Origin of the sequence: Paraburkholderia sp., from assembly GCF_035501035.1 — a bacterium.
GTDB lineage: Bacteria > Pseudomonadota > Gammaproteobacteria > Burkholderiales > Burkholderiaceae > Paraburkholderia.
The window spans coordinates 1-13,759 of sequence record NZ_DATJWR010000433.1; the positions used below are offsets into that span (position 1 = coordinate 1).

At 65.5% G+C, this 13,759-nt stretch carries 16 protein-coding genes; 11 read left to right on the top strand and 5 right to left on the bottom strand.

Annotated features, from left to right (window positions below; all coding sequences use genetic code 11):
- Positions 1-191: 191 nt before the first annotated feature.
- The 7 genes from VMJ11_RS30705 to VMJ11_RS30735 all read left to right on the top strand — a co-directional run bounded on the left by VMJ11_RS30705 (position 192) and on the right by VMJ11_RS30735 (position 6,249).
- Complete coding sequence (locus tag VMJ11_RS30705) at positions 192-1,715, top strand: fumarate hydratase (RefSeq protein ID WP_325624642.1); 1,524 nt, start codon at positions 192-194, stop codon at positions 1,713-1,715.
- Positions 1,716-1,957: 242 nt separating this feature from the next.
- Positions 1,958-2,437 carry a bacterioferritin gene (gene bfr, locus VMJ11_RS30710; RefSeq protein ID WP_325624643.1) on the top strand — a complete coding sequence of 160 codons (480 nt, stop codon included), beginning with the start codon at positions 1,958-1,960 and terminating at the stop codon, positions 2,435-2,437.
- Positions 2,438-2,507: 70 nt separating this feature from the next.
- Entirely contained in the window at positions 2,508-3,368 is an 861-nt protein-coding gene (gene murI / locus VMJ11_RS30715) for a glutamate racemase (protein ID WP_325624644.1), read from the top strand.
- Positions 3,369-3,755: 387 nt separating this feature from the next.
- Positions 3,756-4,010 (top strand): (2Fe-2S)-binding protein, encoded by a 255-nt coding sequence (locus tag VMJ11_RS30720; protein ID WP_325624646.1) that lies wholly within the window; start codon positions 3,756-3,758, stop codon positions 4,008-4,010.
- A 268-nt stretch (positions 4,011-4,278) separates the two neighbouring features.
- Positions 4,279-5,016 carry an energy transducer TonB gene (locus VMJ11_RS30725; RefSeq protein WP_325624647.1) on the top strand — a complete coding sequence of 246 codons (738 nt, stop codon included), beginning with the start codon at positions 4,279-4,281 and terminating at the stop codon, positions 5,014-5,016.
- Positions 5,017-5,064: 48 nt separating this feature from the next.
- Complete coding sequence (locus tag VMJ11_RS30730) at positions 5,065-5,811, top strand: MotA/TolQ/ExbB proton channel family protein (protein WP_325624649.1); 747 nt, start codon at positions 5,065-5,067, stop codon at positions 5,809-5,811.
- 18 nt (positions 5,812-5,829) lie between these two features.
- Complete coding sequence (locus VMJ11_RS30735; RefSeq protein WP_325624650.1) at positions 5,830-6,249, top strand: biopolymer transporter ExbD; 420 nt, start codon at positions 5,830-5,832, stop codon at positions 6,247-6,249.
- A 426-nt stretch (positions 6,250-6,675) separates the two neighbouring features.
- On the opposite strand, the gene VMJ11_RS30740 is transcribed toward VMJ11_RS30735, so the two are convergent.
- Positions 6,676-7,707 (bottom strand): LysR family transcriptional regulator, encoded by a 1,032-nt coding sequence (locus VMJ11_RS30740; protein ID WP_325624651.1) that lies wholly within the window; start codon positions 7,705-7,707, stop codon positions 6,676-6,678.
- Positions 7,708-7,828: 121 nt separating this feature from the next.
- Here VMJ11_RS30740 and VMJ11_RS30745 point away from each other — a divergent pair, with 121 nt between their 5' ends.
- From VMJ11_RS30745 to hemP, 4 genes are all read left to right on the top strand, one after another.
- Positions 7,829-8,707, top strand: coding sequence for a pirin family protein (locus VMJ11_RS30745; RefSeq protein WP_325624653.1), 879 nt, complete (start codon positions 7,829-7,831; stop codon positions 8,705-8,707).
- A gap of 125 nt (positions 8,708-8,832) precedes the next feature.
- Positions 8,833-9,231: an OsmC family protein gene (locus VMJ11_RS30750; RefSeq protein ID WP_325624654.1), complete on the top strand. Its 399-nt coding sequence runs from the start codon at positions 8,833-8,835 to the stop codon at positions 9,229-9,231.
- Between the two features lie 40 nt (positions 9,232-9,271).
- Positions 9,272-9,757, top strand: coding sequence for an SRPBCC family protein (locus VMJ11_RS30755; RefSeq protein WP_325624655.1), 486 nt, complete (start codon positions 9,272-9,274; stop codon positions 9,755-9,757).
- Between the two features lie 168 nt (positions 9,758-9,925).
- Positions 9,926-10,177, top strand: coding sequence for a hemin uptake protein HemP (gene hemP, locus VMJ11_RS30760; RefSeq protein WP_325624657.1), 252 nt, complete (start codon positions 9,926-9,928; stop codon positions 10,175-10,177).
- Positions 10,178-10,425: 248 nt separating this feature from the next.
- Here the strand turns inward: hemP and VMJ11_RS30765 are convergent, their stop codons facing one another.
- From VMJ11_RS30765 to VMJ11_RS30780, 4 genes are all read right to left on the bottom strand, one after another.
- Positions 10,426-10,833, bottom strand: a complete 408-nt coding sequence (locus tag VMJ11_RS30765) for a heme-binding protein (protein ID WP_325624659.1) — start codon at positions 10,831-10,833, stop codon at positions 10,426-10,428.
- Positions 10,834-10,995: 162 nt separating this feature from the next.
- Positions 10,996-12,423, bottom strand: a complete 1,428-nt coding sequence (locus VMJ11_RS30770) for a 4Fe-4S binding protein (protein WP_325624661.1) — start codon at positions 12,421-12,423, stop codon at positions 10,996-10,998.
- A complete protein-coding gene (locus tag VMJ11_RS30775; protein WP_325624663.1) occupies positions 12,420-13,265 on the bottom strand; it encodes an FTR1 family protein in 846 nt (281 codons plus the stop codon). The genes VMJ11_RS30770 and VMJ11_RS30775 overlap by 4 nt, the downstream gene beginning before the upstream one ends.
- 78 nt (positions 13,266-13,343) lie before the next feature.
- The gene (locus VMJ11_RS30780; RefSeq protein ID WP_325624664.1) at positions 13,344-13,697 is read right to left on the bottom strand and encodes a cupredoxin domain-containing protein; all 354 of its coding nucleotides are present in this window, start codon (positions 13,695-13,697) and stop codon (positions 13,344-13,346) included.
- Positions 13,698-13,759: the final 62 nt, after the last annotated feature.

A 13,759-nucleotide genomic window follows, 5' to 3' on the forward strand; every position in this document is an offset into this window, starting at 1 on the left:
GCGTTCCTCGTGTCCGCGCTCGTGATGGCATGCATCGACCGCCTCACCACGCACACGCACCCCGAGCATTACCAGGAGCTCGCCGCGCGCCATCCGGTGCGCGACGTCGCCCCTGAGCGCACCGCGTCCGACTGACCGCGGCAGCCAGCGCACTACATGATTCAAAACACCCGTCCCCACAGAAGCTAGCCATGACCGTCATCAAACAGGAAGACCTGATCCAGAGCATCGCGGATTCGCTGCAATACATCAGCTACTACCATCCGCAGGACTACATCGAAGCGCTCGGCCGCGCGTACGAGCTCGAAGAGAGCCCGGCCGCGAAGGACGCGATCGCGCAGATCCTCACGAACAGCCGCATGTGCGCCGAAGGCCGCCGCCCGATCTGCCAGGACACCGGCATCGTCACGATCTTCGTGAAGGTCGGCATGGACGTGCGCTGGGACGGTGCAACGATGAGCGTCACCGACATGATCAACGAAGGCGTGCGCCGCGGTTACCTGAACCCGGACAACGTGCTGCGCGCCTCGATCGTGAGCCCGCCCGAAGGCGGCCGCAAGAACACGAAGGACAACACGCCGGCCGTGATCCACTACGAGATCGTGCCGGGCGACAAGGTGGACGTGCAGGTCGCGGCCAAGGGCGGCGGCTCGGAGAACAAGTCGAAGTTCGTGATGCTGAACCCGTCGGATTCGATCGTCGACTGGGTGCTCAAGACCGTGCCGACGATGGGCGCGGGCTGGTGCCCGCCGGGCATGCTCGGCATCGGCATCGGCGGCACCGCTGAGAAGGCGATGCTGATGGCGAAGGAATCGCTGATGGAATCCATCGACATCCAGGAGATCATCAAGCGCGGTCCGAAGGACTGGATCGAAGAGCTGCGCGTCGAGCTGCATGAGAAGGTCAACGCGCTCGGCATCGGCGCGCAGGGCCTGGGCGGTCTCGCCACCGTGCTCGACGTGAAGATCATGGCCGCGCCCACGCACGCCGCGTCGAAGCCGGTCGCGATGATCCCGAACTGCGCCGCCACGCGCCACGCGCACTTCGTGCTCGACGGCTCGGGCGCAGCGAAGCTCGAAGCGCCCTCGCTCGACGCCTGGCCGAAGGTGAACTGGGAACCGAACACGGAAACGAGCAAGCGCGTCGACCTGAACACGCTCACGCCGGAAGAAGTCGCTTCGTGGAAGCCGGGCCAGACGCTGCTGCTCTCGGGCAAGATGCTCACGGGCCGCGATGCGGCGCACAAGCGCATCGCCGACATGATTGCCAAGGGCGAACAGCTGCCCGTGGACTTCAAGAACCGCGTGATTTATTACGTCGGTCCGGTCGATCCGGTGCGCGACGAAGTGGTCGGCCCGGCGGGCCCCACCACCGCCACGCGCATGGACAAGTTCACGGAAATGATGCTCGCGCAAACGGGCCTCATCTCGATGGTCGGCAAGGCAGAGCGCGGCCCCGTCGCCATCGAGGCGATCAAGAAGCACAAGGCCGCCTACCTGATGGCGGTCGGCGGCGCGGCCTACCTCGTCTCGAAGGCGATCCGCGGCTCGAAGGTCCTCGCATTCGAAGACCTCGGCATGGAAGCCATTTACGAGTTCGACGTGCAGGACATGCCCGTGACGGTTGCCGTCGATTCGTCGGGCACGTCGGTGCACAAGACCGGCCCCGCCGAATGGCAGGCAAAGATCGGCAAGATTCCGGTCGCCACGGCTTGATGCGTGCATGACGACTGTCGATCGGCTGCCGGTGAACGCAGCCGATTGGCTCAGCCGATGCAAGACCGGGGCCTCGTGCCCCGGTTTTTTATTCGGTAACGCGAAACGTACTGAGACGAATTCTCAGCCCATTGCAAAGTGCCGACATATGCCGCGATTCACCGCGGATCCGGCCTTGGCTTTTGCAGAATGAGCGTTTATTGTTGGAAACCTGTCCCCGCCACACCAAGAAAGGAAAGATCATGCAAGGCGACAAGAAGGTCATCGAGTATCTGAACGCGCAGCTCAAGAACGAACTCACGGCCATCAATCAGTATTTTCTGCATGCCCGCATGTACAAGCACTGGGGCCTCGAGAAACTCGGCAAGCATGAGTACGACGAATCGATCGACGAAATGAAGCATGCCGACCTGCTCATCGAGCGCATTTTCATGCTCGACGGCCTGCCGAACCTGCAGGATCTGCACAAGCTGCTGATCGGCGAGGAAACGAAGGAAATTATCGAGTGCGACCTGAAGCTCGAGCAGGTTTCGCAGTCCACCTGCAAGGAAGCCATCGTTTATTGCGAATCGGTGCGCGACTTCGTCTCGCGCGAAATCTTCGTGAAGATTCTCGACGACACCGAAGACCACATCGACTGGCTCGAAACGCAGCTCGACCTGATCGACAAGGTCGGCATCCAGAATTACCAGCAGTCGGCAATGGGTTCGGTAGAATCCTGATCGCACGCCTCGCGCGACGGCGCATCCGTCCGCCTTGCGGATGCGCCCGTTCACTCTTGCGCCCATCCCCTTGAACCAACCGGCAATTTCCAGCGCCGCGCCCGTCGGCATCTTCGACTCGGGACTCGGTGGCCTCTCGGTGCTGCGCGCCGTGCGCGCGCAATTGCCCGCCGAGCGGCTCGTCTATGTCGCCGACTCGCGCTACGCGCCCTACGGACAGCGCGACGACGACTTCATCGCCGACCGCACGCTCGCGATCGGCGAATGGCTCGTCGCGCAGGGGGCGAAGGCGCTGGTGGTGGCCTGCAACACGGCCACGGCGCAGTCCATCGCGCTCGTGCGCGAGCGCCTGCCCATCCCGCTCGTGGGGGTCGAACCGGGGATCAAGCCGGCGGCCATCGCTTCGAAAACGCGCGTGGCCGGCGTGCTCGCCACCCAGGTGACGCTGCGCAGCACGCGCTTTCAGGCGCTCGTGGAGCGCCATGCGGCCGACTTGCGCGTGCTGTGCCAGCCGGGTCACGGCCTCGTGGAGGCCGTGGAGCGCTGCGACGTGAGTTCGCCCGAGCTCATTGCGCTGCTGCGCGCGTACGTGGAGCCCATGCTCGAAGCCGGCGCCGATACGCTCGTGCTCGGCTGCACGCATTACCCCTTTCTCGACGCCGCGATCCGGACGATCGTCGGCGAACGCATGACGCTCATCGATACGAGCGTCGCCATCGCGCGGCAGCTCGAGCGCGTGCTCGACCAGCACGGGCGGCGTGCGGGCGGCGCGGATGCCGGTTGCAATGCCGACGCCATCCGCTTCTGCTCGACGAGCGACGGCGCGCATCTGCGCGAGCTGGCCGCCGCGCTACTTGGTCTCGACGCAAAGGTCGAACGCGTGGCCATCCCCTCGCGGCGCACGCGCGAACTCGAGGCGGACGCGGCCTGACGCGGCGACACGTCGCAGGGGCGTGATTCGCTCGCGGCTTTTGCGTCTCGCGTCTGCACTTACGTCTCAACCCCGTTTTCTCGCCTGCGCCCCTCTCCTTGCGCGTTGTCGCCAGCGTCGCCGCGAGCGCCGCAGAAGCCACAGACAGGCCACTGTGGCCTTTGCACTGCTTGCCGGATCCTCTGTCTCGGCACCCGGCTCGGCGGCCGCTTTGCAGCCCGCCAAACGCCTCCGCGGTAGCCGGCATCTCCCCCGTCTGTCCCCTGATTCGAAGCAAAAGCCCTGCTAACTGCCCGGTTTTGTTACAAAAATTCCGTCTGGCTGCTTGCCAAACTCATCAAACATAATGATAATAATTCCCATTAACTCTCTCTATTGCGGTCCATCATGATTGTCTGCGTTTGCAAGTCCGTCTCCGACCGAACGATCCGTGCCTCCATCGCGGAAGGGATGGACTCCTTCGACGAGCTTCAGTTCGAACTCGGCGTCGCGACCTGCTGCGGCAAGTGCGAGGAATCCGTTCGCGACGTGATGGCGCAAAGCGGTGTCTGCGCGAGCCGTTGCGGCGTGACGCAACCCGCGCACACCACCGTGGTCCCGCAAGCCGTCCCGCTCACGTTTTACGAGCGTAAAGCCGCCTGAATTCGCGGCGCGCATCCCGCCATCGATGCGCGCCCACCCGCCCGCCCGCACCACGGGGCGCCGCGGACACCCTGCCGCCGCCGCCAGCAAGCCCGTCTCGCGACCAGCCAGCTACCGCTCGTAACCCTCAAAGGAGGTCGAGATGGAATTGCTGATCGGTTTCGTTACAACGTTGTGCATCTCGCTGTTCATCTTTCGCAAATAAAGCTGCCCGACACGCCGCGCCGGACCGCCGGCGCGACGTCGTCCGCATGGCAGCCCCGCTAACATGCAGGCATCCCAAACCACCGCTGGCACGCTGCCGTTTTTCGCAGTCCGCCTGAATCGCCGTGTCGTCGCCGCGAGCGCGATCGTTCTCGCGCTGCACGCCGCGCTGATCGGCGTCGCGCTGATGAAGCGCGATCCCGTGACGCCGCTCGCGCTCCAGTCGCAGACGATCACGGCCGAGCTCATCAAGCCCGCGCCCGTCGCCGCGCCGGCCGCCATCCAGTCCACGCCCACGCCGCCGGTGCCCGCGCCCAAGCCCGTCCTGCACGTGGCGCACGAAAAGCCGAAGGCTCAGACGAAGCCCACGCCGGCTCCGCTGCCCGTGGCCGACGCGCCCTCGCAGCACACGATCGACACACCGGCGGACGCCGCCCCCACGCCGCCGGCTCCGATACCGCCCGCGCCCGCGCAGCAGGCGGCCGCGCCCGCCGACGCCAAGGCGACCATGGCGCTTTCGGCGCCGAAGAACGTCTCGCACCTCGACTGCCGCATCGCGCAGCCCGACTACCCGACGCTCTCGCGCCGCCGCGGCGAAACGGGCGTGGCCTATGTGCATTTCGTCGTGGGTCTCACGGGCAAGATCGAGAACATCGAGCTGAAGAAGAGTAGCGGCTACGGCCGCCTCGACGATGCCGCGCTCGGCGCGATGCGCGACAGCTCGTGCAAGCCGTATCTCGAGAACGGCGAGCCCGTGCGCGCGGCGTACACGCAGCCTTTCGACTTCAGCCTGCACGATTGAACGGCCGAAGCCACACCGACTTCATGAATTGAATAACGAGGATTGAGAATGCAGAACTACGGTATCGCCCACGTCTGGGCGCAAGGGGATTTCGTGACGCGCAGCATCGCGCTCGCGCTGTTGATCATGTCGGTGCTCTCGTGGTGCGTGATCGTCGTGAAGGGCTGGAACGTCGCGCGCCTCAAGCGCCTCACGAAGAACGCCGAACAGCAGTTCTGGCATTCGGACGATCTCGCCGACGGCGTGAAGAAGCTCGGCCGCGGCACGCGCGAAGACAACCCGTTCCTCGCGCTCGCACTCTCGGGCCAGGAAGCCGCCGACCACCATCACCAGACGCAGCCGCATCTGCACGACCGCATGGACGTATCCGACTGGGTCACGCGCTGCCTGAAGGACACGATGGACGACTCGGTCGCGAAGATGCAAAGCGGCCTCGCCGTCCTCGCCTCGATCGGCAGCACGGCGCCATTCGTCGGCCTGTTCGGCACGGTGTGGGGCATTTATCACGCACTGCTTACGATTGGCGCAACGGGCCAGACCTCGATCGACGCCGTGGCCGGCCCCGTTGGCGAAGCGCTCATCATGACCGCGTTCGGCCTCTTCGTCGCGATTCCGGCCGTGCTCGGGTACAACGCGCTCACGCGCGCCAACAAGTCGATCGTCACGAAGCTCAATCGCTTCGCGCACGGCCTGCACGCTTTCTTCGTGACGGGCGCGCGCCTCACCTCGTCCTCGCGTGGCGCGGCGAAGGACGGCAGCACGGGCAACCTGCGTGTCGCCGCGCGCAGCCACTAACGAGCGGAGGCAAGCATCATGGCGATGAGCCCTTTTGCCAGCGACGAAGACGATGGCCTGATGAACGAAATCAACATGACGCCGCTCGTCGACGTCATGTTGGTACTCCTGATCGTTTTCATGGTGACGATTCCCGTGATCCGTCATGCCGTGAAGATCGACCTGCCGCACGCGAGCAGCCAGAAGGAAGACACGAAGCCCGCGCAGATCAACGTATCGATCGAGGCGGACGGCACCGTGCTGTGGGACGGCACGAAGGTCGACGACGCTGCGCTCAACCAGAAGATCGCGGCGGCCGCGCAAACCACGCCGCAGCCGGAGCTGCATCTGAACGCGGACCGCAAGGTCCAATACGAACGGGTCGCACAGGTGATGTCCGCGGCGCAAAGCGGCGGCCTCACGAAGCTCGGCTTCGTCACCGATCCGGCGCACCGCTGATCGCCTCACGCAGCGCGTACGAGACACGAACGCGCCGCACAAAGTAAAAGGCCTTCATCGTCAGATGAAGGCCTTTTTTCGTGCGCACGCGGCGCATTCGGGCGGTGGCGGCACTCCCCGACAATCGATCGGTTCGCACCGGCACATGCGACTGCCGTGGGCAACACGGACTGCGCTCGGCCCTGAAGGCCCACTATGATAGCGGCCATCAATTCCCGCTCAAGACCGGTGCTTGGCGAGAGGTACTTCAATATATTCCTCTCGCTGCGGGCCATCAAGAGTTGGGCCATTGAAAGTAGCGATGGCCTGCGGTGCTTGAATGCCTAAAAACAAACGGCATGCACACGTCACCGCGCAAAACGCACGAGTGCAGCACTTAATGAACAAGCTTCATACAAGCGCGCACGCGTGCATGTTCGCAAAGCTTCACGCGGTTTCGATCTTGCTCGTGGATGTAGTGCGCGGCAGTGCGCTCGCTTTGCGCTGCGTGTCGTCGCTGGCCGCAAGCGCTGCGACCTCGCTCCTCAGCGGACACTCCTGCTGCAGGCTCTTGTCCGCGTCGAGCACTTCCACGAGGTAATCGACGAAGGCGCGCACAGCCGGAACCATGCCCTGACGCGAAAGAAACACCGCATAGAGCTGAGGCACCGGCAGCGTCCAGCCCGGCATCACCGGCGAAAGCTTGCCCGAGCGCAGCGCGGCGCCGTACATCATCTCCGGCATCGCCGCGATGCCGAGACCCGCGAGAGCCGCCTCGCGTATCGTGGTGAGGTCCGCCGTAATGAGCCGCGGTTCATGTTCGTGCGCGTGGCGCGTGCCGTCCGGCGCGATGAGCTGGAACACGTGACGGCCATCGCCCGTGGGCGTATCGAGCGTCTCGAAGCGCGAGAGGTCTGCGGGCGTGAGCGGCGGCGCGTTCTGCGCGAGCAGGCTCGGCGCGCCCACCAGCATCTGCTCGGTGCGCCACAGCGGCCGCACCACGATATTGGCGTTTTGCGGCGGCTCCGAGCGCACGCGCAGCGCAATGTCCACGGAATCTTCGAACAGGTCGATCACGCGGTTCGTCACGCGCATCACCACCCGCACCTCGGGGTAGCGATGCATGAATTCGGGGATGATCTGCGAAAAGATGGTTTGCGAAAGCGTAACGGGCACGCTCACGCGCACGGTGCCGCGCGGTGACGAGCGCAATGACTGAACGACGTTCACCGCGGCCTGCGCCTCCGCGAGCATCGCGCGGCAATGCTGGTAGAAGAGGTCGCCCGCCTCGGTAAGCGCAAGCTTGCGCGTGGACCGCTGCAGCAGCCGCACGCCGAGCGACGCCTCGAGCTCGCTCACCCGCCGCGACAGACGCGATTTCGAGATGCCGAGCACGCGTTCGGCGGCGGAGAAACCTCCATGCTCGATCACCTGCGAGAAGTACATCAGGTCGTTCAGGTTGTGCGAATCGATTTTCATGTCGTCGTTCCAGCGCTGGGACAATCCATTGCGGCAGAGCCATAAAACAGGCCAAATGGGCTACCTATAATAGCGGTTTGTTCCACAAATAACGCAATTCCGACAATTCGAGGTGACATCCATGACGACTCGCAAGATCGAACGCGTGTATCCCGCGATTCGCACCACGGAGGGCGGTGGATTCATCGTTCATCGGCCCTTCCCCACCCGCCAGCTGATGGACTTCGATCCGTTCCTGCTGCTCGACGAAATGGGCCCGGTGGATTACGCGCCGGGCGAGGCCAAGGGCGCGCCCGATCACCCGCATCGCGGGTTCGAAACCGTCACTTATATGCTCGATGGCCGCGCCGGTCACAAGGATTCGGCGGGCCACTCGGGCACACTCGGCCCCGGCGACGTGCAATGGATGACGGCGGGTGCCGGCGTAATACACAGCGAAATGCCCGACCCCGAATTCACGCGCACGGGCGGACGCATGCACGGCTTGCAGCTATGGGTGAACCTGCCCGCGCGCGACAAGATGATGGCGCCGCGCTACCAGGAGCTGCCCGCGGCGCAGATTCCCGTGGGGCGCTCGAACGACGGCAAGGTGGGCGTGAAGGTGATCGCCGGCGAGGCGCTCGGGGTGAAGGCCGCGATCGAGACGCGCACGCCCATTCTCTATCAGCACTTCACGATCGCGCCCGGCGCGCGCGTCGAGCAGCCGGTGCCGGGCGAGTATCGCGTGTTCGCCTACGGCCTCTCGGGCACGGGCCTGTACGGGCCCGACGCACAGGCAATCGAAGCGCAGCAGATGGTGAGCTTCGCGAGCGACGGCGACACGGTCACGCTCGCCGCCGCAGCCGATGCGGGCGCGCCGCTCGAAGTGCTGCTGATCGGCGGCGTGCCGCTGAACGAGCCGGTCGTGCGCTATGGCCCGTTCGTGATGAACACCGAGCAGGAGATCCGCCAGGCCGTGCTCGATTATCAGGCCGGTCGCATGGGGCGCATCACGCACTAGCCGCGCCCGCGCAACTCGATGCCCGACTGTCACAGGATGGCCCGCTTTCCGTCACAATAAGCGTTCCGGGGCGCGCACCGCAGGCGCGCCCGTCCCCTTTTAACCGTCCCGCCCGCGAGGAGCGCATGGCCGAATCCGCAGTCACCGCACACATTGGCTCGACGAACTACCAGGTCCAGTTCGACGACGGCACCCATACCTGGCTCGCCGACGAACCCGCCTCCCTCGGCGGCGGCGACCGCGGGCCGTCGCCCTTCTCGCTGCTGCTCTCGAGCCTCGGCGCCTGCACCTCCATCACGCTGAAGATGTACGCGCAGAGGAAGGACTGGCCGCTCGAAGGCGTAAGCGTGAAGCTCTCGATGGAAACCGGCAACGAAGGCACGACGATCGATCGCCAGATTGCGCTCGAAGGCGTGCTCACCGAAGAGCAGCGCGAGCGCTTGCTGCAGATCGCCAACGCCTGCCCGGTCCACAAGGTCCTCACGAACACGATCTCGATCCGCACGGGTCTCGTCGTCGCGTGAGCGCCGGCGCACGGACATAGACACAGAGGAAGGCGCCCCCTTGAATTTCGAACACCTCATCCAGATCAACGATCCGCTGAACCCGCTGGTCGTTGCCATGACGCGCGAGCAGCTCTGGGAAGGGCTCGTGCTGCGCGCCGAGCAGCCGCAGCTCTTCGTGATCGGTCTCGACAGCTGCACGATCCTTTCGCGCACGGACAGCACGCTCGAACGCGAATTGCATTACGGCCACGCCACGGTGCGCGACCGCGTCACGCTCACGCCCAAAGAGAGCGTGCGCTACGACATCCTCGCGACGGCCGAACACGTGGGCGGCTCGCTCACGATGACGATCGAGCAGCCCGACCCGCTGCAGCTCTTCCTGCGCTTCGAGTACCGCACGACGCTGCCGACCGCCGACACCGAGGACGATCGCCGGACCTCCGAGATCGTGAAGTCGGCGTACCGCGAGTCGGACATCGACACCGTGCGCCTGATCCGCCAGTTCGTGCAGGGCGACGGCAACCTGTCGAACGCTGTGCACTGAGCCCCTCCGGGACCAGAGTTGGCGCTTGAACGCCAGCTTTGGTCCCACGCGGCGCGCGCCCTATTCTGGCTATCGGCCGCCGATTTCGATGAATTTCCCAAAGTTGCAAATGGGAACGATTATCATTTATAGTTAATCCATCGAATCGAGCCAACGACGTCACCGTTCATGACCGAACTCAACCGCACATCCACTCTGAGCTTGCGCCGAAGCGACCGCTTGGCAACGACCGGCACGCGGCCGAAACCCGCGGCGCAGCCACGCAAGAGCGCCGTGACTGCGGGCGCCGCGCCGGGCAGCGAGCGGTCGCTGGATAGCGCTGCGCTGCTGCAGGGCCATAGCCACGTGAGCATCATGCACAACGGCGAAACGTATCAGTTGCGGGCCACGCGGCTCGGCAAGCTGATCCTGACGAAATAGGTTTCAACCGGGTATTGTGGGGACCGCCTCCACCGGGAGGCGTTGGGCATTAGCCAGCAACGACGGCTTGCACGCGAGATCTAGACCCCTTCGTGCAGACATCCTTCAAGCCAGCCGTCGCAGCAAGCCACGCCATTTTTTTTGTTCTCACACGTGATACGGGCGGCACGCGAAGCGTGAGCCGCCCGAGACAAAAGCCGCGGCACCAGGCCGCGGCTTTGTCTTTGCTGCGCGAAACCCCGCCGTGCTCACTCCAGGCCGAGCGCCTTGATGCCCGCGTGCGCGATGCTCGCATCCTGATCGGACTTCACGCCAGAGACACCCACCGCGCCGATCACGTCGCCATTCACGATGATCGGCACCCCGCCCTCCAGCATTGCCGTGAGCGGCGCGCTCAGGAACGCCGTGCGGCCCTGGCGGATCGCCTCTTCGTAGAGCCGGCTCTCGCGGCGCCCGAGCGCGGCCGTGCGCGCCTTGCCCGGCGCCATCTCGCTGCTGATGGGCGGAGCGCCGTCGAGGCGGCGCAGATACAGCAGATTCCCGCCCTCGTCGACGATCGCGATCGTCACGTTCCACTGGTTCGCACGGGCGTGTGCGACGGCCGCGTCGGCCACCTTCGTCACGTCTTCGTCGGTCAGTACTGCTCGCGTTCGCATGCGTCTCTCCGAAAAGTAAAAAACCGGGGGCACCTGTGCCAACCCGGTTTTCGAGAGTATCACTCAAGCTCGCGCAGCGCCGCCGCAATTCCACGTATGCCGTGTATACGAGCCGCCGAACGATGAACGAAGCGTGTAGCGCGTCCCGGCGCCCAGTGCGTCTCAGTGCGCCCAGCCCCAGAACATCAGCCACCAAGCGCTGTCCACCACGGCGAGCGCCATGGCGAAGCCCGCGAGCGCGAGCACGCGTTGCCACAGGCGCTTGCTGTAGCGCCCCGTCACGCGCCACGCGAGCCAGGCGCTCCACAGGTTCGTGATCGCGAGAATCGCGATGCGGACTGCCGAAGCCCAATCGAGCGGCACGTGCTCGGCGCGCAGCAGCGAGAGCGTCGTGGCCGAAAGCCCGAGGAACACGCCCGCACCGGCGAGCGGAATCAGCGACTGCGCGAAGTGATGCAGGCGGCGCATCTCGAAGCGCCCGAGCACGGCCGTCGAGCCTGCGAGGATCGCGAGCAGCGCCGTACCGTACGCAAGCCCCGTCGCGACGATGTAGCCGACGATCATCGCACCGTCGAGCCACGAGAACACGTCGTTCTGCGCGGGGTAATGCGTGAGCAGGAACCACGGCGCATTGGTGTCGAGCGGCCAGGTGATGTCGCGGTCGATGAGCCAGCCCGCGAGCCACTGCTTGACGCCGATGAACCATGGCGAGCCGGTCCAGTGGAACGCGCCGATCGCCACGCCGAGCAGGCCGTAGAGAATGAGCGCGGTGTCCCAGGCGCTCGCCTGGCCGTCGCCGAGTTCGACCACTTCCTGCGCGGGCGAGCGCCACGAGAGCGCGATCGCGTCGCGATGGCCGCTGCAGCGCCCGCACATGTGGCACTGCGCGGCGCCCTTCATGTTGCGCAGCGGCACGAGCGGCGCGCAGTTCACCGGGATCACGCGCTGGCCGCCATGCTCGCCGTGCGTATAGGAGTTGCGCCAGGCCTCTTCGTCGACCTTGTAGCGAAACGGCGCGAGGCGCGCCAGAAGCGCAAAGACCCCGTTCACGGGGCACAGATACTTGCACCAGACGCGCTTTTCGCGCCCGTACAGAAAGCCGATGACCATCGCGCCGAGCGTCGAGCCGCCCAGCACCAGCAGCACCGCCTTGGGGTACTGGTAGACGCTCACCATCTGCCCGTAGATCGTGGTGAGGCCGAAGGCCACGAAGGGCCAGCCGCCCCAGCGCATCCAGTGCGGAATCGCCTTGCCGCGCCCGAACCGGCTCGCGAACTCGGTGAGCGCGCCTTCCGGGCACAGCACGCCGCACCACACGCGGCCGAGCATCACCATCGAAAGCAGCACGAACGGCCACCAGATGCCCCAGAACACGAACTGGGCGGCGAGTGTGAGGTTGTTCCACAAGTGCGCCGTGTCGTCGGGCAGCGGCATCGCGGCCGGCACGAGGATCAGGAACACGTAGACGGCGACCACGACCCACTGCACGGCGCGGATCATCGCGCCGTGACGTTGCATCCACTGGCCCGCCTGCGCGAGCTTGCCCTGGCGACCCGGCGCCTGTGCAGGGCGGGCGGATGCACGACTCATGCTGCCTTCCTGTTGGCGGGCGCGCCTGCGCGGCCGGTGGCGCGCCGCACGAGGAACCAGACCACGAGCCAGTACGCGGCGTAGGCAACGAGGTTCATGAGCGCCGGATGCGCGCGGTAACCCGTGAGCGTCGCGACGAGCGAACCGAAGGTGCTCGAATCGTCGAGGATCGCCGACGAATTCCACAGCCGGTCGATCAGCGTCGGCAGGATCTCCTTGTCGATCAGCTTGTCGACGCCGGTCTGGAACAGGCCCGCGCCGAGGAACAGCAGCATGATCTCGGTGACGCGGAAGAAGTGCCGCCACGAGAACACCTTGCCGCCAAGCTGCAGCAGGTAGAACGTGAAGAACGCGAGCGCGAGGCCGATCAGCACGGCGACGTACTGGCTCGCATCGACATGACCCGACTGGCCGAAACCGAGGCCGTAGAGGAAGATCACCGTCTCGCTGCCTTCGCGCGCGATGGCGAGCGCGACGAGCACCGTGACGCCCCACCAGTTCGCGTCGCGCGTGCTCTGTTCCAGCGACGCTTCCATCTCGCGCTTGAGCGTGCGCCCGTGCTGCTTCATCCACAGCACCATCTGCACGATCAGCACGCAGGCAACGAGCACCATGCCGGTCTGGAAGTAATCCTGCGCGTCGCCCGAGAGCACCTCGGTGAAGCCGACCAGCGCCACGCCGAGCCCGATGGCGGCAAGGATACCGAGCGCCACGCCGCCCCACAGGTACGGCAGGCCGTGCCGCGCATCCGCGTCGCCGTTCTTCAGCCACGCATAGAGAATCCCGACGACGAGCAGCGCCTCGACGCTCTCCCGCCAGACGATGAACATCACCTGACCCATTCAACACCTCCTGCTGCCGGCGCCACGCGCCCGCGGCCTTGCTTCGCGACGACGATCCTCTCGATCAGCCGGCAACGCTCATTTGGCGACAATCACGCCCTGCGCCTGCTGATGAAAATCGTCGAAGAACTTGTACTCGCCCGCTTCGAGCGGCGCGATCACGACGAACGAGTCCGCACCCGGCGCCAGCACCTTCTCCTTGCGCAACTGCACGCTCTCGAACTCCGCCGCGCCCTTGCCCGTATTGCGCACCTCGATCTTGATGCGCTTGCCGGCCGGCACTTCGATGCGCGCGGGGTTGAGCTTGCCGTCGGCCATTTCCAGCTTGAACGTCGGCAGATCCTCGGCGTGCGCCACCGTGGCCGTGCCGGCAAGCGACGCTGCAAATGACGCGCAAAGCGCGAGCGCCGAAAGATTGCGGATTCCAGTCATTGGTCTTACCTGCTCCTTCCTGCGTTTCATGCAGCGGCGCCGCCTCGCGCGTGCGCCGCCGG